This is a genomic window from Amycolatopsis sp. WAC 01416, from assembly GCF_003947485.1.
Lineage (GTDB): Bacteria > Actinomycetota > Actinomycetes > Mycobacteriales > Pseudonocardiaceae > Amycolatopsis.
Genome location: NZ_QHHX01000012.1, coordinates 179760 through 201555 on the forward strand (window position 1 = coordinate 179760; position 21796 = coordinate 201555).

Annotated in this window: 22 protein-coding genes and 1 pseudogene; 16 read left to right on the top strand and 7 right to left on the bottom strand. The window is 69.7% G+C overall.

Annotated elements, in window-relative coordinates; all coding sequences use genetic code 11:
* Positions 1–291 precede the first annotated feature (291 nt).
* Together DL990_RS35530 and DL990_RS35535 are read left to right on the top strand one after the other, a co-directional pair.
* On the top strand, positions 292–714 hold the full coding sequence (locus DL990_RS35530) for a roadblock/LC7 domain-containing protein (protein ID WP_020631857.1): 423 nt from the start codon (positions 292–294) through the stop codon (positions 712–714).
* Positions 715–720: 6 nt separating this feature from the next.
* Positions 721–1308, top strand: coding sequence for a DUF742 domain-containing protein (locus tag DL990_RS35535; RefSeq protein ID WP_125782098.1), 588 nt, complete (start codon positions 721–723; stop codon positions 1306–1308).
* 67 nt (positions 1309–1375) lie between these two features.
* Here the strand turns inward: DL990_RS35535 and DL990_RS35540 are convergent, their stop codons facing one another.
* Entirely contained in the window at positions 1376–3619 is a 2244-nt protein-coding gene (locus DL990_RS35540) for a helicase-associated domain-containing protein (protein WP_125782096.1), read from the bottom strand.
* A 93-nt stretch (positions 3620–3712) separates the two neighbouring features.
* Here DL990_RS35540 and DL990_RS35545 point away from each other — a divergent pair, with 93 nt between their 5' ends.
* The 5 genes and pseudogenes from DL990_RS35545 to DL990_RS42340 all read left to right on the top strand — a co-directional run bounded on the left by DL990_RS35545 (position 3713) and on the right by DL990_RS42340 (position 8534).
* Positions 3713–3895, top strand: a complete 183-nt coding sequence (locus tag DL990_RS35545) for a hypothetical protein (RefSeq protein ID WP_125782094.1) — start codon at positions 3713–3715, stop codon at positions 3893–3895.
* A gap of 102 nt (positions 3896–3997) precedes the next feature.
* A complete protein-coding gene (locus DL990_RS35550) occupies positions 3998–5407 on the top strand; it encodes an NAD-dependent malic enzyme (protein WP_125782092.1) in 1410 nt (469 codons plus the stop codon).
* Between the two features lie 178 nt (positions 5408–5585).
* Positions 5586–7133 (top strand): alpha/beta hydrolase, encoded by a 1548-nt coding sequence (locus DL990_RS35555; protein ID WP_125801320.1) that lies wholly within the window; start codon positions 5586–5588, stop codon positions 7131–7133.
* A 17-nt stretch (positions 7134–7150) separates the two neighbouring features.
* Positions 7151–7621 (top strand): cyclic pyranopterin monophosphate synthase MoaC, encoded by a 471-nt coding sequence (gene moaC, locus DL990_RS35560; protein WP_125782088.1) that lies wholly within the window; start codon positions 7151–7153, stop codon positions 7619–7621.
* Positions 7618–8534, top strand: a pseudogene (locus DL990_RS42340) (molybdenum cofactor biosynthesis protein MoaE). The gene moaC and the pseudogene DL990_RS42340 overlap by 4 nt, the downstream one beginning before the upstream one ends.
* Positions 8535–8762: 228 nt before the next feature.
* Here the strand turns inward: DL990_RS42340 and DL990_RS35575 are convergent.
* The 4 genes from DL990_RS35575 to moaA all read right to left on the bottom strand — a co-directional run bounded on the left by DL990_RS35575 (position 8763) and on the right by moaA (position 12152).
* A complete protein-coding gene (locus DL990_RS35575) occupies positions 8763–9398 on the bottom strand; it encodes a transglycosylase family protein (RefSeq protein ID WP_125782082.1) in 636 nt (211 codons plus the stop codon).
* A 456-nt stretch (positions 9399–9854) separates the two neighbouring features.
* Positions 9855–10706, bottom strand: coding sequence for a phosphatidylinositol-specific phospholipase C/glycerophosphodiester phosphodiesterase family protein (locus tag DL990_RS35580; protein ID WP_125782080.1), 852 nt, complete (start codon positions 10704–10706; stop codon positions 9855–9857).
* Between the two features lie 125 nt (positions 10707–10831).
* The gene (locus DL990_RS35585; protein WP_199746731.1) at positions 10832–11086 is read right to left on the bottom strand and encodes a MoaD/ThiS family protein; all 255 of its coding nucleotides are present in this window, start codon (positions 11084–11086) and stop codon (positions 10832–10834) included.
* Position 11087: 1 nt separating this feature from the next.
* Complete coding sequence (gene moaA / locus DL990_RS35590) at positions 11088–12152, bottom strand: GTP 3',8-cyclase MoaA (protein ID WP_199746732.1); 1065 nt, start codon at positions 12150–12152, stop codon at positions 11088–11090.
* A 78-nt stretch (positions 12153–12230) separates the two neighbouring features.
* Here moaA and DL990_RS35595 point away from each other — a divergent pair, with 78 nt between their 5' ends.
* From DL990_RS35595 to DL990_RS35625, 7 genes are read left to right on the top strand one after another with little or no spacing between them, the layout of a single operon-like run.
* On the top strand, positions 12231–12704 hold the full coding sequence (locus DL990_RS35595) for a MarR family winged helix-turn-helix transcriptional regulator (protein WP_125801322.1): 474 nt from the start codon (positions 12231–12233) through the stop codon (positions 12702–12704).
* A gap of 33 nt (positions 12705–12737) precedes the next feature.
* On the top strand, positions 12738–13142 hold the full coding sequence (locus DL990_RS35600; protein WP_125782076.1) for a molybdopterin-binding protein: 405 nt from the start codon (positions 12738–12740) through the stop codon (positions 13140–13142).
* On the top strand, positions 13139–13894 hold the full coding sequence (gene modA, locus DL990_RS35605) for a molybdate ABC transporter substrate-binding protein (protein WP_125801323.1): 756 nt from the start codon (positions 13139–13141) through the stop codon (positions 13892–13894). Before DL990_RS35600 ends, modA begins: the two co-directional genes overlap by 4 nt.
* Before the next feature lie 25 nt (positions 13895–13919).
* A complete protein-coding gene (locus tag DL990_RS35610; RefSeq protein WP_199746733.1) occupies positions 13920–14738 on the top strand; it encodes an ABC transporter permease in 819 nt (272 codons plus the stop codon).
* Entirely contained in the window at positions 14735–15802 is a 1068-nt protein-coding gene (locus tag DL990_RS35615) for a sulfate/molybdate ABC transporter ATP-binding protein (protein ID WP_125801325.1), read from the top strand. The genes DL990_RS35610 and DL990_RS35615 overlap by 4 nt, the downstream gene beginning before the upstream one ends.
* Positions 15803–15812: 10 nt before the next feature.
* Positions 15813–16607 carry an HAD-IIA family hydrolase gene (locus DL990_RS35620; protein ID WP_125782068.1) on the top strand — a complete coding sequence of 265 codons (795 nt, stop codon included), beginning with the start codon at positions 15813–15815 and terminating at the stop codon, positions 16605–16607.
* A 37-nt stretch (positions 16608–16644) separates the two neighbouring features.
* Positions 16645–17460, top strand: a complete 816-nt coding sequence (locus DL990_RS35625; protein ID WP_125801326.1) for a metallophosphoesterase family protein — start codon at positions 16645–16647, stop codon at positions 17458–17460.
* A gap of 124 nt (positions 17461–17584) precedes the next feature.
* Here DL990_RS35625 and DL990_RS35630 read toward each other — a convergent pair whose 3' ends face one another.
* Entirely contained in the window at positions 17585–17959 is a 375-nt protein-coding gene (locus DL990_RS35630) for a YccF domain-containing protein (RefSeq protein WP_125782065.1), read from the bottom strand.
* Complete coding sequence (locus DL990_RS35635; RefSeq protein ID WP_125782063.1) at positions 17959–18720, bottom strand: PhzF family phenazine biosynthesis protein; 762 nt, start codon at positions 18718–18720, stop codon at positions 17959–17961. The genes DL990_RS35630 and DL990_RS35635 overlap by 1 nt, the downstream gene beginning before the upstream one ends.
* Positions 18721–18853: 133 nt before the next feature.
* On the opposite strand from DL990_RS35635, the gene DL990_RS35640 reads away from it, so the two are divergent.
* Together DL990_RS35640 and DL990_RS35645 are read left to right on the top strand one after the other, a co-directional pair.
* Positions 18854–20512, top strand: a complete 1659-nt coding sequence (locus DL990_RS35640) for an AMP-binding protein (protein ID WP_125801327.1) — start codon at positions 18854–18856, stop codon at positions 20510–20512.
* Positions 20513–20589: 77 nt separating this feature from the next.
* Positions 20590–21735 (top strand): hypothetical protein, encoded by a 1146-nt coding sequence (locus tag DL990_RS35645; protein ID WP_125801328.1) that lies wholly within the window; start codon positions 20590–20592, stop codon positions 21733–21735.
* Positions 21736–21796: the final 61 nt, after the last annotated feature.

Below are 21796 nucleotides of genomic sequence, written 5' to 3' on the forward strand. Positions count from 1 at the left end.
GGGTGACCGGAACGGCGATGACCTGGGCGGACGCCGGTTCACGTCCGGTCGCACCCGGCCACCACGGGGTGACCCACGAATGCGTGGTTCGCGATGGGTCGACGCGGTGAGCGGCCGGACGTTTACGTTCGGTTAACGCCGATGGCCGGGTGGCGGACTCGACACGATCGACGGGACGAATACGCTGGGTGGAGGCGTCTTTCGGACCGCCGGTACCGGGATCGGTGCTGGTCGGGGAGAGTCGCCCGGACCACGTCGCCCAGGTGGTCTTGACGCAGCGAGGAGGGACTTGTGACGGCATCCGGACAGCAGCAGAGCTCGTTCGGCTGGCTCATCACGGATTTCGCGCGCCGGGTTCCCGGTGCCGCGCACGCCGTGCTGGTCTCGGCGGACGGTCTTCTCCTCGCGCCGTCGGAAGGGCTGCCGCAGGAGCGGGCCGAACAGCTGTCCGCGGTCGCCTCCGGGCTGATCAGCCTCACCGCCGGCGCCGCCCGCTGCTTCGACGCGGGCGGGGTCAACCAGACCGTCGTCGAGATGGAACGCGGCTACCTCTTCCTCATGTCGGTCGCCGACGGCTCCTCACTCGCCGTACTGGCCGCGCCGACCTGTGACATCGGCACCGTGGCCTACGAGATGACCCTGCTCGTCGAGCGGGTCGGCCAGCAGATCACGCCCGAGCTGCGCGCGCAGCTGCAGGGCGGCGTACGTGGGTAAGCGCCGATGAAGATCACCGGATTCACCGAACCGGAACCCTCCGGCTGGGACTCCCTCTACCAGGGCACCGAACGCGAGGCCTTCGATTCCCCGAGCCGGTTCGAGCTGAGCTCGATCAGCACGGTCATGCCGCGACGCCCGCCCGCCGCCCCGCCCCCCGCCCCGGCGCCGATGCCTTCGCCCCTTCGCCAATCGCCGCCGCCGCGCGTCACCGCCGACGACGCCGCGCCCGCTTCGGTCTACATGCCGCCGTCACCGGGCTCGCGGGTCCGGCCCTACACCCGCACCGGCGGACGCACCCGCACCGCGCACGACCTGGCGCTGGAGGCGCTGGTGTCGACCAGCGACGACGGCCGCCGGTACCGCGGCGTGCGGACCCCCGAACACCGCCAGATCTGCGACCTCTGCCTCGATACCCGGTCGATCGCGGAGATCGCCGCGCATCTGCGGCTGCCGCTGGGCGTGGTGAAGGTGCTCGTCGGCGACATGGCGGACGCCGGTCTGGTGCTGATCCACCAGACGGAACTGATCCTCGGCGACTCTTCTTCGCGCGCTTTCATGGAGCGGGTGCTTCAGGGCCTTCGCGCCCTCTAACCCCCCCCGCAATTAGTCACCTACTTGCGCTCCGAACAGCCCGCAAGTAGGTGACTAATTGCGGGGGTCAGTCTTCGACGAGGGCAGCCGACGTGATCCGGTGCAGCGGGTAGCGCTCGTGGTCGGTCCCTTCGAGGACCCCGCCGCCGACCCGCAGCGGCCGCACCACCCGCTGGCTCGCCGTCCCGCGTGAGTCGACGAAGCCGATCCACACCTCGCGGCGCTCCATGGTCGCCTGGGACAGCAACGCCAGCGTCGCGGACGTGTCCCCGGCGCCGCCTCCCTGTGGCGCGCGCACCGTCTCGCCCCGGCGGCGCGCCGAAGCGGCGTCACCGGCCCGGACGTGCGCGACGATCTTGCCGACCTGGTCGTCGGTCAGCCCGGCAGGCTCTCCGGGGGCCCGGCGCGCGGCACGCGCCTTCGCGGGCAGGCGACGTCCGGAAGGCCTGATGTCCATGACGCGTCCGTCGGGACCTTCGGCGGCAGGAGCGAACCCGGCGGCGCGGAGCGCGTCGAGGACTTCGGCGAGCGGGTACGCGCTGATGAGCACTGTCGGCGCGATCATGCGCAAGCCGTACTCCGTCGCGACCGGGCTGCCCATGACCTCCGCGAGCAGCGACGCGTCGTCGCAGCGCAGGAACGATTCGGCGGCCCCGCCGCGCAGCCGCCCGTGCCGCCGCGCGACGTCGTCGATCAGGTAGCTCAGCGATTGGGGCACCGGCGTCGCCGACCGCGTCGTGAACAGCTGGTGCAGTTCGCCCGCGGTCCGCCCGGTGTCGAGCGCGCGCCGCACGGACGTCTCGGTGATCCGGTAGACGGTCGCGTGCCCGGAGGATTCGATGTCGGCGACGGCGGTCATGTCGGCCGCGAGTTCGGCCTCCAGCGGACCCGGCGCGACCACCGTCAGATCGGCCTGGACCAGGACGTGGTCCACCGGACGCGGCAGTGCGTCGATCATCGCCTCGACCGCTCCCGGCCGATCCTCGGCCAGCAGTGCCCGGGTCGCCGTGGTGAGCCCGCCGAGCCCGATCAGGCCGAGTGCGGCCCCCTCCGCCATCGTCCAGCGCACGGTCTCGTCCCGCAGCCGCCCGCCCCGCCGCGGCGCGCGCCAGGCGAGGGCGGCGACCAGTTCGTCGGTGCTCTTCACGCCCGCGCCGTCGGGAAGCGCGGCGAGGGCGAGGAGGATCCGCCGCCGCGACGCAGGCGCCAGCGGACGGCGCAGATCCTCCGACAGCGGCGCAATCGGCTTGTCCTTCGCGTCCCGCCCGCCGGCGAGGCCGGGCAGCCGGGGCAGTTCGAGCCAGGCCTGCGCGACCGTCATCCAGCGCTGCGCGGTCGGCGACGCGAGCCACGAATCCGTGAGCGTCGTCGGCACCCATTCCGGCGTGGTCGCTTCGCTGTCGGCCACCAGCCCGGCGCCGACCGCGATCTCCGCCAGCAGGGTCACCCGTGTCTCGTCGACGTCGAGATCCTTGGCGAGCTTCTTCAGTTCGCGGACCCCGAGCCCGCCGGACTTCAGCACCGGCGGCGGCGTCTCCGACCACGCACGAAGCATGCTTTCGGTCTGGCGCAAGAACTCCATCGCCTCGCCGGCCGCCGTCGCGTCCACTGTGGACGGCTGATGCGGATGCGTGGGGAGCTCCGGTTCGCGCAGCGACGCCGGGTCGAACACCGACCCGCCGCGAAGCGCGATCCCGATCTCGCGCGGCAGCTCGACGGTCTGGTCGTCCCGGCGCAGCAGCAGGCCACGCGCGAGCAGGCGCTGGACAGGGTTCCGCGCCCGCTCCAGCGGGACGTCGGCCGACGCGTCGCGGGTGCGGCCGATCGGCGGCCCGGCGGCCAGCGTCGTCAGCAGGGCTCGTTCATCCTCGCCGGCCTCCGCGAGCGCGGCCTCGATGTCCGTTCCGGCGAGCGAGGGCGACGACGACCCGAGCCCGGCGGGGAAGGGACCGAGCGCGTCACGGGCCGACGGCGGGACGCGCAGCGCGTCGTCCTCGCCCCAGACCAGGGCCCGCTTGCGCAACAGCGCCAGCGGCTCGCCGATCTTCGTGCCCACGAGCCGCGCGACCTCGGCCGCGGCGACCGGATCGGTGTCCGCTCCGGCCAGCAGGAGAGCGTCGAGGACGGAGAGAGTGAAGGTGTCGAGGTCTTCGCAAGCACGCGCGACGGAGCCCGGCGTGCCGGCCCGGGTGGCGAGCACGATGGTGTCGGACGGGGGTGGCGTGGACAGGTCGCGACGCGTGCGCAGCAGTGCGGCGAGAGCGTCGTCGGACTCCTGGCGCAGCCAGTCCGCCAGGGATGGCGCGGGCATAGACGACCAGGATACCGGGCGGGTGGTGGCCCGCCAGTGGCGTTCGGGCAGACTGTCCCGTGAGAACGGCTTGACCATGCTCTGGAGGACGTTGTGGCGAAGGGCGATAACAAGAAGCGCGCGGGCATCGACCCCACGTGGCCCGGTGAAGACGGGGAGCACCCCGTCACCGAGCTCGCGTCCGATCGGCAGGGCGCGCTGTCCCCGTTCGGCGACGTGACCTTCCCGCTCGAGAACGTGCCTTACGTGCACCCCGAGACCGAGATCAACCGGTAGAAAAAGCTACTCGCCGGTTACCCCTGCGAAGGTCCGTGGCGGTCGTCACGGGAGTAGGTTTTCGATCGACCTATTCGAGCGTTCCTCAGCGGGGGTAGTGCCATGCCGGTTCCCGGTCCCGGATATTCGATCACCGTCCGGGTGGAGGCCCCCGCGTCGTCCACCGCGGCGGGTGACCTGACGACCGCCGTCGGCAGGGTCGGCGGTGTGCTGACCGCGTTCGACGTCGTCGAGTCGCACCCCGAGTCGATCGTCGTCGACATCAGCGCCAACGCCCTGTCGGAGAACCACGCGCAGGACATCACGCAGACCCTGGACTCGCTGCCGGGCGTGCGCGTGCGCAAGGTCTCCGACCGGACGTTCCTGATCCACCTCGGCGGCAAGATCGAGGTCACCCCCAAGGTGGCGCTCCGTAACCGTGACGATCTCTCCCGCGCGTACACGCCGGGCGTCGCCCGCGTCTGCCAGGCGATCGCGGCGAACCCCGAGGACGCGCGCCGCCTGACCATCAAGCGCAACACCGTCGCGGTGCTCACCGACGGCTCCGCGGTGCTGGGCCTCGGCAACATCGGCCCGGCCGCCGCGCTCCCGGTGATGGAGGGCAAGGCGGCGCTGTTCAAGAAGTTCGCCGACGTCGACGCGTGGCCGGTCTGCCTGGACACCCAGGACACCGAAGAGATCATCATGATCGCGAAGGCGCTCGCGCCGGTCTACGCGGGCATCAACCTCGAGGACATCGCCGCGCCGCGCTGCTTCGAGATCGAGAAGCGCCTGCGTGAGCAGCTCGACATCCCGGTGTTCCACGACGACCAGCACGGCACCGCGATCGTCGTGGTCGCCGCGCTGCGCAACGCCCTGCGCGTGGTCGGGAAGAACATCGAAGACTGCAAGATCGTCGTCAGCGGCGTCGGCGCGGCGGGCTCGGCGATCATCCGCTTGATCCTCGGCAAGAACCCGGGTGACATCGTGGCCGCCGACATCGACGGCATCGTGCACTCCGCGCGCGGCAACCTCGACGAGAACCTGACCTGGATCGCCGAGCACACGAACAAGGAGCAGCAGGCGGGCACGCTGCACGAGGCGCTCGTCGGCGCCGACGTGTTCATCGGCGTCTCCGCGCCGAACCTGTTCGGGGCCGAGCAGGTCGCGACCATGAAGTCCGACGCCGTCGTGTTCGCGCTGGCCAACCCGGACCCGGAGATCGACCCGCTGGAAGCGCAGAAGCACGCGGCCGTGGTCGCCACCGGCCGCAGCGACTTCCCGAACCAGATCAACAACGTGCTCGCGTTCCCCGGTGTCTTCCGCGGGCTGCTCGACGCGCAGGCGCACCACATCGACGACTCGATGCTCCTCGCGGCCGCCGACGCCATCGCGGACGTGGTGGATAACGGCAAGCTGAACGCTTCGTTCATCGTGCCGAGCGTGTTCGACAGCGCGGTCGCCCCCGCCGTGGCCGAAGCCGTGAAGAAAGCGGCTAAGGCCGTCAAAGCTGCTCAGTCTGCCGAGCGCTGACGAAACCGGCTTCGGGAGACCCCGTAGCCGGAAGTGATACCAAATCTCCCTTGCTCCATTCGGAGTCCTCGTCATCACTGAGGCCGACCTCGTGGCCGACTTCAGGGTGACGACTCCGCGCCCGGCCCGCTCATAGGCTCGATCCCGACCAAGAAGTCGATCATGACGGGGGTTGGGGATGAATCGCTCTGTCCTGAGCAGGATCGGGACACTCACGGCCGCGGCGGCGACCGTGGCGGTACTCGTACCGGCCACGGCGTCCGCCGCGGTCTCGTCTGTGCGCTGGGGGCCGTGTCCGGAGGACGTGGCCGCGCCAGGGGTCGAATGCGGCACCTTGCCGGTCCCGCTCGACTACCGGAAGCCCGACGGCGCCACCATCGACATCGCCGTTTCGAAACTCGCCAGCACCAAGCCGGCGAAGCGGCGCGGGATCATGCTGACGAACCCGGGCGGCCCCGGCGGGCCCGGGCTGTCGATGCCCGCCGAACTGCGGGCGGCGGGCATGCCGTCGAGTGTGCTCGACGCGTACGACGTCATCGGGTTCGACCCGCGCGGGATCGGGCGCAGCACACCGGTCACCTGCGATCTCAAGCCTGAGCAGCAGGTGAGCAACGTCCCGCCGTACGCGCGCGACGCGGCGGCGGTGGCCGAGCGGGCGACGTACGTGGCCGGTATCGCGAAGCAGTGCGGTGAGTCGAAGACAGCCGCGAACCTGCCGTACATCACCACGGCCAACACCGCCCGCGACATGGACCGCGTCCGGGAAGCCCTCGGTGAGAAGAAGCTCTCGTACTACGGCGTCTCCTACGGCAGCTACCTGGGCGCCGTGTACTCGACGCTGTTCCCGCAGCAGACCGATCGCGTCGTGATCGACAGCGTGACCGGTCCTGGCGGGCTCGATCCGGCCACCTCGCGTCGCCTGGCGGAGGGGTTCGAGGACCGCTTCCCGGACTTCGCGAAATGGGCGGCGGCGCGGCACGCGAGCTACGGGCTGGGCCGCACGCCGCAGCAGGTGACCGCGAAGTTCTACGAACTCGCCGCCAAACTCGACGGCGGCGCGGTCCCTGGCGTGGACGGCGCGGCGTTCCGGATGGGCACGTTCGGCGCGCTCTACTCGACCAGGTCCTTCCCGGTGCTCGCGCAGCAGTGGCAGGCGTTCGATGGCGAAGGCGTCTCGAAGCAGGCCGCCGAGACGGCGCAGATCGACGTGTCGCAGCTGCTGTCCGGACAGTTGCACGTGGTCTGCAACGACGCGAACTGGCCGGAGGACGTCGGGACCTACCAGCGCAACGTCGCCAAGGACCGGGTGAAGTACCCGATGTTCGGCGCGGCGGGGGCGAACATCTGGGCCTGCGCGTACTGGCCGTCCGAGCAGATCGAGCCGACGGTACGGATCGGCGACCGGGGACCGTCGAACATCCTGATGGTGCAGAACCTGCGTGACCCAGCGACTCCGCTGAGCGGTGCCGAGGAGATGCGCCGCGCACTCGGTGACCGGGCGCGGATCGTGACCGTGGACGAGGGCGGGCACGGCGTCTGGCTGAGCGACGAGAACGCTTGCGGCAACAACGCCGTCAACCGGTTCCTCGTGGAGGGCAAGCGTCCGGTGCGCGACACGGCCTGTGCCGCGGACAAGGGAGGGCTCTTCGCTTCGATGACGCCGGAGCAGCGGCAGGAACGCGAGAAGGCGCTCGACGAGGTTCGCTCGAAGCAACGGATGTTCTGAGGACTAGCCTGCTTGGCGTGAGTGAACTCAGCCACGTCGACCATACGGGTGCCGCCCGTATGGTCGACGTTTCCGGCAAGACGCCCACCGCCCGCACCGCGCTGGCGGGCGGCACCGTGCACACCACGGCCGAGGTGCTCGGCCTGCTGGCGACGGACGGGCTACCCAAGGGCGACGCCCTCGCGACCGCCCGGATCGCGGGCATCATGGGCGCGAAGAAGGTGCCCGAGCTGATTCCGCTGTGCCACCAGATCGCGCTGTCCGGGGTGAAGGTCGAGTTCGCCCTCGCCGAGACCGCCGTGCACATCACCGCGACCGCGAAGACCGACGACCGGACCGGCGTCGAGATGGAGGCGCTGACCGCCGTCGCCGTCGCCGGGCTGACCCTGCACGACATGATCAAGGCCGTCGATCCCGCGGCGACCCTCGACGATGTCCGCCTGATCCGCAAGGACGGCGGCAAGACCGGGACCTGGGAGCGGCCGTGAACCGCGTCGCGAGGGTGATCGTGGCGTCGAACCGTGCCGCGAAGGGGGTCTACGAGGACACGACCGGTCCGGTCATCACGGACTGGCTCGCCTCACGCGGCTGGGACGTGCCCGGGCCCGTGGTCGTCGAGGACGGGGACCCGGTCGGTGAAGCGTTGCGCGACGCCGTCGCGGCCGGGGTCCAGGTGATCGTGACGACCGGCGGCACCGGCATCTCGCCGACGGACCGCACCCCGGACGTCACCCGCGCCGTCCTCGACTACGAACTCCCCGGCGTCGCGGACGCGATCCGGGCCGCCGGACTGCCCAAGGTGCCCACGGCCGTGCTCTCACGCGGGATCGCCGGCGTCGCCGGCCGGACCCTGGTGGTGAACCTGCCCGGCTCACGCGGCGGCGTGAAGGACGGCCTGGGCGTACTGGACGGGATCCTCGACCACGCCGTCGACCAGCTGGCGGGCGGCGACCACCCACGGGAGGCACAGCAGTGAGCGTTCGGGTCGCACGGATCGCGGTGGTCGACGAGCCGCTTTCGGTCGAAGAACACGCCCGGCTGGTGGACGACGCGGCCGCGGGCGCCGTGGTCACCTTCGGCGGGGTCGTTCGGGACCACGACGGCGGGCGTTCGGTGGAACGGCTCGCCTACGAAGGCCACCCCAGCGCCGCCGACGTGCTCGCGGAGGTCGTCTCGGACCTCTCGGGAAAGTGGACCGGCGTACGCGCGGTCGCTGTCAGTCACCGGCTGGGCGCGCTGGCCATCGGGGATGTCGCGCTGGCCTGCGCCGTGGCGGCCGAGCACCGGGGCCAGGCCTTCGCGGCCTGTTCGGAGCTGGTCGACGAGGTCAAGGCGCGGTTGCCGGTGTGGAAGCACCAGCACTTCAGCGACGGCAGCGACGAGTGGGTCAACTCGCCGTAGCGAGGTGACCGAGCCGTGAGCGGCGTGCAATGAAAGGTCCTTTCCTCGCAAAATTTGCAAGGAAAGGACCTTTCATTGCACGCGCGCGGGCGGCCGGGCCTGGGGCGCCGGACCCCCGGACACGACAAGGCCCCACCGCCGGGGGAATGGCGCGGTGGGGCCTTGTCAGTCGTGACGTGGCCGCGCGGGGAATCCCGCGGGCATCACGACTTACCGGTGCTCAAGAGCTCACTTGGTGGCGAGCTTCTGGCCGACGACGATGAAGTCGGCGTTCGGCACGTACTCCTTGTTCAGGTCCTGCAGCTTCTGGAAGCCGCCCTGGACGTTGAACTTGGAGGCGATCTTGGACAGCGTGTCGCCGGCCACGACGGTGTAGTCACCCGCCGGGTTCGAGCTCGCGACATTGGCGGCGGCCGGGGCCGGGGCCTGCTGCTTGGTGACCGGAGCGGTCGACTTCTTCGGGGTCACCTTCTTGGTGGCCTTCGGGGCGGTCGACTTGGCCTTGGCGGGGCTGGCGGAGCCGCCCTTCTTGCCACAGTGCGGCCACGCGCCGATGCCCTGGCCCTGGAGGACCCGCTCGGCGACGGCGATCTGCTGCTCGCGCGACGCGTTGTGCGCGCTGCCGGTGCCACCGTAGGCGCGCCAGGTGCTCTGCGAGAACTGCAGACCACCGTAGTAGCCGTTACCGGTGTTGGTGTTCCAGTTTCCGCTGCTCTCGCACTGCGCGATGGCGTCCCAGTTGGTCGCCGACGCGGGGGTCGCGGCGATGGCGAGGGGGGCGCCGACCGCGACGCCCGCAATGGCAACGCGAGCGATGTGACGGGTGGCGGCGGACATCTTGCGGTGCTTGCCTCGGTAAGACATGTGAGTACATCTCGCTTCCTGCGCCTACGAGTCTGTGCTGAGGGAAGGACTCGCGGGTCCTGGCCGGCCGTCTCAGGCCGGCTGACTTCGCCGGACGCACGCCGCGTCGGCTCTGTCCCCTCGTCCCTGTCCGGAAATGCTTTCGCTCGGGGTTGGGTCCGGGAATCCGTTGGACAGGGCTCGGCGCTACGGGTTCCCGGTGTTGCGTGGTCGGTCGGGGCCAACCGAAAAGCGACGGTACGTAACGAACGGCCTGATCGGAAATTATTCGAGCTGTGACCTACATCACAGTAACAGCACGCAACCCATAACGATTCGGCTGTTTATGCAGGTCAGCGGGCCGTTATCGGACCGTTTCCTGGCCGAGATAATTCACGGATCGTGAGGCTTGCATCACGTGGATTAAGGGCTGACTGGCCCATTCGTGCGCCTTCGCGCGCTATTGGGCCGCGCACTTTAGCGAGACCTCAAGAAGTTCGCCAGCCCTGGCAGGTCGTCCGTATTCAGGTGGTCGACTCCGGCGTCGGCCAGCTCTTTCCAAAGCGCGTCACGTGCGGGGCCGGCGGTGTCCGGCGTCGCCCAAAAGCGCACTCGCTGGCCCGCCGCGTGGGCGCTTTCGACCATTTCGTGTAGTTTTGCCCGCTCCGCGGCCGGGAAGGGGCCTTCGCCGGTCCAGGTGAACAGCCCGGTCCAGGAGTCCGAGACCAGCGGGGTCATCCGGCGGTCCGAGCCGATGCCGAGGTCGTTCTGGTCCTTGATCCGGCCGTCGTAGAAGGCGAGCCGGAACTTCTGCCCGAGCATCACGTCCTTGGGCCGCCCGCCGGAGATCACCGCGGTGACGGCCCGCTTCTGTACGTGCCCGAACGCGTACAGAGAGAAGAGGAAGGAGTAGCGCGGGTCGTACAGCCGCTTCTCCAGCGCCGCGTACGTGCTGTTCGCGTCCCCCTTGACGTCGATCAGCAACTGGAACTCGACACGCTGCCGGTAGACGCCGACGCCGTGGTTGGCCAGGACGCGCTTGCGCAGCGGCTCCAGGTAGAGCGACTCGAGTGTGCGGTCCGGGCGGGTGTCGGCGAGGTCGTGCGCGACCAGCAACTGCCCGTCCACCAGGAAGATGTCGGCCTCGACGCTGGTGAAGCCCTGGTCGAGCGCGTCCTGCAGCGGACGCGTGTGCTCGTAGTCGTTGTGGCTGTGCGCCTGCGGCAGCGGCCGGACGCCGCGCTCGGAGGCGGAGGCGGGGGCGGTCGCGAGGCTCGTGGCGGCGACCGCGGCGAGCAGCGCGGCGAGGACACGGCGGGGAGTGATCACTGGCGCATCCTCGGCGGCGTCGGCGACCGGCCGGTGAATTCCGGACGGACCGCAGGTCAAAGGCCCCGGAACGGCTCGCGGGGGAGCAAGGGACCTTTGCTCTCACTTTCCCGCGTTTCCGCAGGTCAGCCACCCGCGAACGGCGGCAGGACGTCCAGTTCGGCGCCCTCGGTCAGCGGTCGCGTGAGATCCCGCACGGCGACGCCGTCCAGCAGGTATGAGACCGCTTCGAGCAGCTTCGCGAGCTTTTCCGGGTGAAGTTCACGCAGTCGGGCGACGGCGTCGGCGACGCGGGCGCCGTCCGGCAGGGTCACCTTCTCCTCGTCGAGGCCGGCGGCCGCGCGAGCCGAGGCGAAGTACCGCACCACGATGGTCACCATGTCAGCCGCCGATCGCGCTCATCGGCCGGATCGGCTGCGCGAACCCGGCCTCGTTGATCTCGTGTCCGGCGAGCTTGCCCCACATGGTCGTCCGCCAGGCGTCCGCCACCTCTTCTTCGCGCGCGCCCGCGCGCACGAGGGCGCGTAGGTCGGTCTCGTCGTTGCTGAACAGGCACGAGCGCACCGCGCCGTCCGCGGTCAGCCGGGTGCGCTCGCAGGCGCCGCAGAAGGGGCGGGTCACCGACGCGATCACACCGACGTCGCCCGGTCCGCCGTCGACCAGCCAGCGTTCGGCGGGCGCCCCGCCCCGCGCGGCGGGGAACGGCGACAGCGAGAACTCCTCGCCGAGCATGCCGAGGATCTCCTCGGCGGTGATCATGTCGGCCCGGTTCCAGCCGTGCTGCGCGTCCAGCGGCATCTGCTCGATGAACCGCAGGTGGTAGCCCTCGGCGAGGCAGAACTTCAGCAGCGGCACGGCCTGGTCCTCGTTCAGTCCGCGCATCAGGACCGCGTTGACCTTCACCGGGTCCAGCCCGGCCTCCCTCGCGGCGGCCATGCCGGCGAACACGTGCGGAAGCCGGTCGCGGCGCGTGATCGTCTCGAACAGCGCGCGGTCGACGGTGTCCAGCGAGACATTGATCCGGTCCAAGCCGGCGTCGGCGAGCGACTTCGCGCGCTTCGCGAGCCCGATCCCGTTGGTGGTCATGGAAAGCCGCGGTCGCGGTTCGAGTGCCGCGACGCGCTCGACGATCTTCTCCAGCCCTTGGCGCAGCAGCGGTTCGCCGCCGGTGAGCCGGATGTCGGTGACGCCGAGCCGTTCGACGGCGATCCGCAGCAGGAACACGAGTTCGTCGTCGGTCAGCACGTCCGCGCTCGGCATCCATTCGAGCCCCTCGGCGGGCATGCAATAGGTGCAGCGCAGATTGCACTTGTCGGTGAGCGACACCCGCAGGTCGGTCGCGACCCGGCCGAAGGTGTCGATCAGCGCGGGATTGTCCGGCCTGGGCACGGTTGGGCCGCCGCGTGTACCGGGGACACGGGGAAACCCGAGATCGACTGCTGTCATTGTCACCAGACTAACCCCGAACGGGGCGAAACCGACTGTCTAGAATCCCTTTTCGCATCGAATCGGAAGGGTTTCCGGATGGCGAAATATCCGCTCTCGGCGGAGGAATTGGCCAGGTTCGCCGATCTCGGCAGGGAAGGCGGCACGCTGACCGTCCTCCGGCACACGCGCATCGCCGAGCGGATGGGCCTGTCGGCCACCGATCACCAGGTCCTCGAGCTCGCCGGCCAGACGCCGGGACCGTTGACAGCGGGCAGGATCGCCGAACTGACCGGGTTGTCGACGGGTGCTGTGACCGGCGTCATGGACAGGCTCGAAAAAGCAGGCCTCGCCCGCCGCGTCCGCGACACCGTCGACCGCCGGAAAGTCCTGATAGAGGTCGTTCCGGACGCGCTGGAGCGGCACGCGCCGCTCTTCGAATCCGCGTACACGAACATGAAGAACGTCCTCGAACGGTTCTCCCCCGAGGAACGGAAAGTGCTCGAACGTTTCCAGAGCGCGTTGCTCGATGGCCTCCGCGACGAACTCCCCGGCAATTCCTCGCCCGCGTAGCTTTTCCGCATCTGCGGAAGTAACCTGCCAGACATGCCGCAATTCCGGTTGTCTGAAGCCGCTCGCCTGCTCGGCGTCAGCGATGACACCGTCCGCCGCTGGGTGCGCGCGGGCCAGTTGACCGCGTTCGACGACTCGGCGGGCCGCAAGGTCGTCGACGGCGCCGAACTCGCCGCGTTCGCCAAGGCGCAGGCCGAACAGCCCGAGGATCCTTCGAGCGTCGGCCGCTCCGCGCGGAACCGGTTCGTCGGGCTCGTCACCGAAGTGATCACGGACAAGGTGATGGCACAGGTCGAGCTGCAATGCGGCCCGCATCGCGTGGTCTCGCTGATGAGCGCCGAGGCCGTCCGCGAACTCGGACTGCGGCCGGGGGTGCTCGCGGTCGCCGTCGTCAAGGCGACCACCGTCTTGATCGAAACCCCGGAAGGAAGCCGATGAGGAAGCTCGGCCCCGTCCTGCTCGCGCTGGCGCTGGCCGCGACCGCCTGTGGTTCGGAGGCGGCGTCTCAAGGAGGGGGAAGGACGCTCACCGTGTTCGCGGCGGCGTCGCTGACCGAGTCGTTCGGGGTGCTGGGCAAGCGGTTCGAGGCACAGAACTCCGGGGTGACCGTGAAGTTCAGCTTCGAGGGCTCCTCGGCGCTGGTCCAGAAGCTGACTCAAGGCGCGAAGGCGGACGTCTTCGCGTCGGCGGACCAGGCCAATATGGACAAGGCAGCCAAGGGCGACGTGATCGACGGGCAGCCGTCGGTGTTCGCCACCAACCGGCTCGCCATCGCGGTCGGCAAGGGCAATCCGAAGGGCATCAAGAGCCTGGCGGATCTCGCGAAGGACGGGCTGACCGTGGTCGTCTGCGCGCCGCAGGTGCCGTGCGGGTCGGCGGCGAAGAAGGTCCAGCAGACGTCCGGGGTCACGCTCAAGCCGTCGAGCGAGGAGCAGGACGTCAAGTCGGTGCTCGCGAAGGTGCGGTCGGGCGACGCCGACGCCGGGCTCGTCTACGTCACCGACGCGACCTCGGCGGCCGCGAACGTGGACAAAGTGGACTTCGCGGAGGCTGCGGGCGCTGTCAACGACTACCCGATCGCGGTGGTGAAGGACGCTCCGCAGGCTCAGCTCGCCGGGCTGTTCAGGGACTTCGTCCTGGGCGAGGAAGGCAAGAAGGAACTCGCGAAGGTCGGTTTTGGCGCGCCCTGACCCCGCAACTCGTCACCTGCTTGCGATGGATGCGCGCGCAAGTAGGCGGCGAATTGCGGGGGGAGCGGTGCCGTGGGTGCTGTGGCCGCCGGCGGTGTGCGCGCTGGCGCTGGTGGTGCTGCCGGTGGTCGGCCTGCTGGTGCGCTCGGACCTGAGCCGCTTCCCGAGCCTCATCACCTCGACGTCGTCGCTGAACGCGCTCAAGCTCTCGCTGATCACCGCCGGACTGTCCACTGTGGCCAGTGTGCTGCTCGGGGTCCCGCTCGCCGTGGTGCTCGCGCGCTCGCGGGCGCGCGGCGTGCGCGTGCTGCGCGCGGTGGTGTTGCTGCCGCTGGTCCTGCCGCCGGTGGTCGGCGGCCTGGCGCTGCTGTACCTGTTGGGCCGCAAGGGTTTCCTGGGCATCCTGGTGACCGCGCTGACCGGAGAGCAGGTGCCGTTCACCACGGCCGCGGTGGTCATCGCGCAGACGTTCGTCGCGATGCCGTTCCTGGTGGTCAGCCTCGAAGGAGCCCTTCGCGGTGCCGGTGACCGGTACGAAAGGGTCGCGTCGACGCTGGGTGCCAAGCCGTGGACGGTGTTCCGCCGGGTCACGCTGCCGCTGCTGCTGCCCGCGCTCGGTTCGGGCATCGTGCTGAGCTTCGCGCGGGCGCTGGGCGAGTTCGGCGCGACGATCACCTTCGCCGGCAGCCTGGAAGGGGTGACCCGGACCCTGCCACTGGAGGTCTACACGCAGGCCGAGGTCGACGTCGACAGCGCGGTGGCGCTCGCGTTGCTGCTCATCCTGGTCGCCGTCGCGGTGATCGCGCTCGCCCGGCCGCGCGCGCTCGAAGGGGTCCGGTCGTGACCCTTTCGGCGGAGATCGCCCTCCGGCGCGGCGAGTTCACCCTGGACGTCGGCTTCGAAGTCCCCGACGGCGGTGTGCTCGCGCTGCTCGGCCCGAACGGGTCGGGGAAGTCCAGTGTGCTCGGTTGCCTCGCCGGCCTGCTCCGGCCCGATCGCGCGCGGATCACCCTCGACGGCCGCGACCTGGCGGGCCTGCCGCCGCACGCGCGCGGTATCGGCCTGCTCTCCCAGGACGCCCTGCTCTTCCCGCATCTGTCCGCTTTGGACAACGTCGCCTTCGCGCCGCGATCGACCGGCACCGGACGCGCCGAGGCCAAGAGGCTCGCGCGGGAGTGGCTGACCGACGTGGACGCGCTCGAACTGGTCGGACGGCGGCCCGCGCAACTCTCCGGCGGGCAGGCGCAGCGGGTCGCGATCGCGCGGGCACTGGCGGCCGAGCCGGGGCTTCTGCTGCTCGACGAGCCCTTCGCCGCGCTGGACGTCGACGCGGCACCCGCGATCCGAGGGCTGCTCCGGCGGGTGCTGCGTTCCGGACCGCCGACCGTGCTGGTCACCCACGACCCGCTCGACGCGCTGGCGCTGGCCGATCACGTGGCCGTCCTCGGCGACGGCCGGATCGTCGAACGCGGCGAGACCCGCAAGGTGCTCTCCGCGCCGCGCACGGCGTTCACCGCGCGGATCGCCGGGCTCAATCTGGTGCCCGGCATCGCCGTTGAGGGCGGTTTGCGCACGTCAGGCGGGCTGTCGCTGGCCGGGATCCCGGCGGAGGACGTCGTCGTCGACGAGGCGGCCGTGGCCGTCTTCGCCCCCAGCGCCGTCGCGGTGTACCTGCGGGACGGTGAGCACCGGGGCAGCCCGCGCAACACCGTCGAGGGAGTCGTCGACGCGCTCGAACCGCACGGACCGGTGATCCGCGTCCGGACCCGCGGTGACGACTGGGCGGCGGGTCTCGCCGCCGACCTGACCCCCGCCGCGGTCGCCGAACTGGCGCTCGAACCCGGGACACCGGTCAATCTTTCGGTCAAGGCGGCGTCCGTGGCTGTTCACGCGGTCTCCGATCATTAGGGTGGGACCCATGAACGAGCGCCGTTGGACATACCTCAGCGACATGGATGGCGTGCTGGTCCAGGAGGAGCACCTCGTACCCGGCGCGGACGAGTTCCTCAAGGAACTGCGCGCCAACGACATCGGCTTCCTGGTGCTGACCAACAACTCGATCTACACCCCGCGCGACCTGCGGGCGAGGCTCGAGCGGACCGGTCTCGACATCCCCGAGGAGGCGATCTGGACCTCCGCGCTGGCGACGGCGAAGTTCCTCGCGTCGCAGCGGCCGAACGGCTCGGCGTTCGTGATCGGCGAAGCCGGGCTCACCACGGCGCTGCACGAAGTCGGCTACGTGCTGACCGAACGCGACCCGGACTACGTCGTCCTCGGCGAGACGCGCACGTACAGCTTCAGCGCGATCACCCGCGCGATCAGGCTCATCGAGGGCGGCGCGAAGTTCATCGCCACCAACCCCGACGCCACCGGCCCGAGCATGGAGGGCTCGATGCCCGCCACCGGCTCGGTCGCCGCGCTGATCGAAAAGGCCACCGGCCGCTCTCCGTACTACGTCGGCAAGCCGAACCCGCTGATGATGCGCTCGGCGCTGCGGCGGCTCGGCGCGCATTCGGAGTCGACGCTGATGATCGGCGACCGGATGGACACCGACGTCCACTCGGGAATCGAGGCCGGTTTGCAGACGATCCTGGTGCTGACCGGCATCTCCTCGCGGGAGAGCGCCGAGCACTACCCGTACCGGCCGACCAAGATCATCGACTCGATCGCCGATCTGGTCGGGCGCACCGGCGACCCCTTCGCCGAAGGCTGAGCGACACATCCGGATGCGGAGGGCTTATCGTCAGACGATGCACGACGATCAGCCCGCGTCCCCGACCTATGTGGTCGGTGACGTGCACGGACACCGGGACGAGCTTGCCGAGACGCTCCGGGAGAAAGGGCTGCTCGACTCCGACGACGACTGGGCAGGTGGCGAAGCGACCCTCTGGTTCCTCGGCGACTTCGTCGACCGTGGACCCGACGGTGTCGGCGTGATCGACCTGGTGATGCGGCTCGAAAGGCAGGCCGCCGCGGCGGGCGGGCGCTGCGGGACGCTGCTGGGCAACCACGAGATCCTGCTGCTCGGGATGTACCACTTCGGCGACACGGAGGTGCCGTCCGACTTCGGGCCGCGCAGCTTCGCCCGCAGCTGGGAGATCAACGGCGGACTGCTCGAAGACCAGGACAGGCTCACTCCGCAGCACATCGAATGGCTGACCTCCCGCCCGATGCTGACGCTGGCCGCGGACCACCTGCTGATGCATTCGGACACGCTCGAGTACCTCGGGTGGGGCGAGAACATCGACGAGATCAACGCGCGTGGCCGCGAGATCCTCCAAGGCAGCGACATCCAGGCCTGGTGGGACGTGTGGCGGCGGATGACCACGCGCTACGCCTTCCGCGGCCCCGAAGGCGCCGACGTCGCGCAACAGCTCATGGACCGGCTCGGCGGCGAGCGGATCGTGCACGGGCACAGCGTCATCGCCGACCAGCTCGGCATCCACCCCGCGCAGATCGAGGGGCCGTACCTCTACGCGGGCGGGAAGGCGCTGGGGATCGACGGCGGGTTGTTCGTCGGCGGCCCCTGCCTCATCGTTTCGCTGCCTTGGGAGCCCGAAGACTGAGCCATCAGGCCTCGTGAGTGGCCTCCCCGCGCGCGCAATGAAGGACGCTTTCATAGCAAAATTTGCAATGAAAGCGTCCTTCATTGCAGGGCCCGGGGGCGCCTCACGGTGGGGCCGGGGGCAGTCAGGGGAGCTCCACGATCTCCTTGCCCAGCGGCATCAGCGAGACCGGGATCATCTTGAAGTTCGCCACGCCCAGCGGGATCCCGATGATCGTGATGCACAGCGCCACCCCGGTCAGCACGTGCCCGATGGCGAGCCAAAGCCCGGCGAAGAGGAACCAGATGACGTTGCCGATCGTCGACGCGGCCCCGGAGTCGCGCCGGTCCACCACGGTGCGGCCGAACGGCCAGAGCGCGTAGGCAGCGATCCGGAACGACGCCAGCCCGAACGGGATGGTGACGATCAGGATGCAGCAGATGACACCGGCGACGATGTAGCCGAGTGCCATCCACAGGCCGCACAGCACGAGCCAGATGACGTTCAGGATCAGGCGCATCAGACGTGCAACTCCCCGCTGGCCACGGTGACCGCCTGGCCCGAAAGCAGGACGCGGTCGCCTTCGAGACTCATCCGCACGATGCCGCCGCGGGCCGAGGCCTGTTCGCCGACGAGCTTGTCCCGGCCGAGGCGAGCGGCCCAGTACGGCGCGAGGACGCAGTGCGCGGAGCCGGTGACGGGGTCTTCGTCGATGCCGACGCCCGGCGCGAAGAACCGGGTGACGAAGTCGATCCCGTCGACGTCGCCGGGGGCGGTGACCATCAGCCGCCCGTTCCAGTGCCCGCGCAGCGCGGCCAGATCCGGTGCGAGCGAGCGCACCACGGACGCGTCGTCCACCACCGCGAACAGGTTGTGCTTACTGCGCCCGACGTACTCGAAGGAGACGCCCGGCAGGATCGGCGACAGGTCGTCGCCGGACTCGCGGGGCGGATCCGACGGGAAGTCCATCGACACCCAGCCGTCTTCGGCGCGGCAGCGCAACTCGCCGCTTCTCGTCGTGAAGGTCTGCTCGCCGCCGAGGACGTGCGTGGTCGCCAACGTCGCGTGCCCGCACAGGTCGACTTCGGTCTCCGGCGTGAACCAGCGAAGCGACTTCGGGCCTTCGCCCCCGACCTCGACGAAGGCCGTCTCGGCGTGCTTCAACTCGGCGGCGACCGACTGCATCCAGCCCGCGTCGCCCGGCGAGTCCAGCAGCACGACGCCGGCGGAATTACCGGCGAAGGCTTCGGAGGTGAAGGCGTCGACGATGTAGAGGCGCATGATCCCGACGATATCGGCCACGACCCGGCCCGGCCTCCGGGTTTCCCCTGAGGTGGTCTCCACTTGCAGGTGGCCGTGGTCACGCCGCGTTCTTAGACTCGACGCGTCGATGCCGCCGAACGCAGGAGTTTCCATGCCTGACGCCCCCGCATTACCGAGCTATGCATCGGGAATCTCGGACACCCCGCTGCTGGGGGACACCATCGGGGACAACTTCGACCGCATCGTCGCCGCCTTCGGCGACCGGGACGCGCTCGTCGACCGGGCGGCCGGGAAACGCTGGACCTACGACGAACTCGCCGCCGAGGTGAACGCGCTCGCGTCGGGTCTGCTGGACCTCGGGATCGCCAAGGGCGACCGCGTCGGCATCTGGTCGCCGAACCGGTGGGAGTGGACCTGCGTCCAGTACGCCACCGCGAAGATCGGCGCGATCCTGGTCAACATCAACCCGGCGTACCGCTCGCACGAACTCGAGTACGTGCTGAACCAGGCCGGGATCAAGCTCATCGTGGCCGCGAACTCGTTCAAGACCTCGGACTACGCGGGCATGATCGCCGAAGCGGGGCCGAAATGCCCGGCGCTGGAACACGTCGTGCTGCTCGACGGCCCCGCGTGGCCGTCACTGCTGGAGATCGGTGCCAAAGCCGACCACGCGCCGCTGGCCAAGCGTCAGAGCGAGCTCTCCGCGGACGACCCCATCAACATCCAGTACACGTCCGGCACCACGGGTTTCCCCAAGGGCGCCACGCTCAGCCACCACAACATCCTCAACAACGGCTACTTCGTCGGCGAACTCTGCAACTACACCGAAGCCGACAAGATCTGCATCCCGGTGCCCTTCTACCACTGCTTCGGCATGGTGATGGGCAATCTCGCGGCGACGAGCCACGGCGCGTGCATGGTCATCCCGGCGCCCGCGTTCGAGCCGAAGGCCACCCTCGAAGCCGTCGCGGCCGAGAAATGCACGTCCCTGTACGGGGTTCCGACGATGTTCATCGCCGAACTGGCCGACCCGGACTTCGCTTCCCACGACCTGTCCTCGCTGCGCACCGGGATCATGGCGGGCTCGCCTTGCCCGGTCGAGGTGATGAAGCAGGTCATCGATCGGATGGGCATGGCGGAGGTGTCGATCTGCTACGGCATGACCGAGACGTCGCCGGTGTCCACGCAGACGCGCGCGGACGATTCGGTGGAGCGGCGGGTGTCGACGGTCGGCCGGGTCGGACCGCAGCTGGAGGTCAAGGTCGTCGATCCGGAGACCGGGCTGACCGTGCCGCGCGGCGAACCGGGCGAACTCTGCACCCGCGGCTACTCGGTGATGCTCGGTTACTGGGAGCAGGCCGACAAGACGGCCGAGGCGATCGACGCGGCCCGGTGGATGCACACCGGCGACCTCGCGATCATGGACGCCGACGGGTACGTCAACATCACCGGCCGCATCAAGGACATGGTCATCCGAGGCGGCGAAAATCTGTACCCGCGCGAGATCGAGGAGTACCTCTACACCCACCCGGACATCCTCGACGCGCAGGTCATCGGCGTCCCGGACGAGAAGTACGGCGAAGAACTGATGGCGTGGGTCCGCATGCGCGAGGGTGCGGAACCGCTGACGGCCGAAGCGGTGCGGGAATTCTGCGAGGGGAAGCTGGCGCGCTACAAGATCCCGCGGTACGTCCATGTCGTCGAGGAGTTCCCGATGACGGTCACCGGAAAGGTGCGCAAGGTCGAGATGCGCGCGGAGTCGATCAGCATCCTCGGGTTGGAAAAGGCGGCCACCGCCAAGCACGCCTGACATATCGAGGCAACCTGTCACAGTTTCGGCGCGTGTTCCCTTCGCGGTGGATCCGAACCGCCGCGAAGGGGAGAAAAATGAAACTCGAGCGAAGCAGAAGAGTTCTCGCCCTGGGCGCCTCGCTGGTCGTCCTGCCGCTGATGCTGCCCGGCCTGGCGGCCGCCGGCGTCGCGACCGCCCCGATCGACCTCGGAACCCTGCCGGGAGACCAGTACAGCCAGGTCAACGCGGTCAACGACGACGGTGTCATGGTCGGCTCGTCGACGCCGTTGGAAGGTCAGATCAAGTACCACGCGGCGAAATGGGACGCGCTGGGCCGTATTTCCGCGTTGCCGAGCCTCGGCGGTGAGCAGAGCAAGGCGACGGACGTCAACAGCGCCGGGGTCGCGGTCGGCTGGGCGGACAAGGACTTCTCGAACCAGGCGGCGGTCAAATGGTCGCCGGACGGGACGGTCACCGCGCTGCCGTACCTGCCCGGTGGGGATTACGCGACCGCGAACGCGATCACCGACGGCGGGGTGATCGTCGGCGCCGGGCGTGCCGCGGACGGCAAGATCCACGCCGTCCGGTGGAACCCGGACGGCGAGGTGGTGGACCTCGGCGGGCTGCCGGGCGGTTCCTACGCCAACGCGGATTGGATCACCCCGGACGGCCGGACCATCGCCGGAACGGCGTCCGACTCCGCCGGGCGCAACCACGTCGTGCGCTGGAACCTCGCCGGTGCGATCACCGATCTTTCCCCCGGCAACCCGTACAGCACTCCGGAGGACATGAACGACTTCGGCGTGATCGTCGGCAGTGCCGAGCTGAACGGCAATCCGAAGCCCGTGCGGTGGGAGCTCGACGGGCGGATGACCTGGCTGGAGTACCCGGAGAGCGGGCCGGCCTGGGCGAACGCGGTCAACGACGCCGGCGCCGCCGCCGGCGGCGGGTACCTGGTGTTCGGCACGGAGAGCCCGGTCAAGTGGGACCAGGCCGGGACCCGGACGACGCTGTCGACCCAACGCGGACTGGGTTACGACATCGACCGGGAAGGGACGGTCGTCGGACTGGAGAACAACATCGCGACGAAGTGGGACTCCGCCGGCACGCGGACGGTCCTCGGCACGTTGCCGGGCGGTACTTACAGCGTCGCCGACCACATCACGGCGAACGGGACGATCGTCGGCTTGTCCGACAACGAGAACGGCCGCACGCACGCCGTCTACTGGCCCGCCGGGTGACCTCCGAACGCGCGTGAAGGCCCCCTTCCCTCGGCTGAGCCGAGGGAAGGAGGCCTTCACG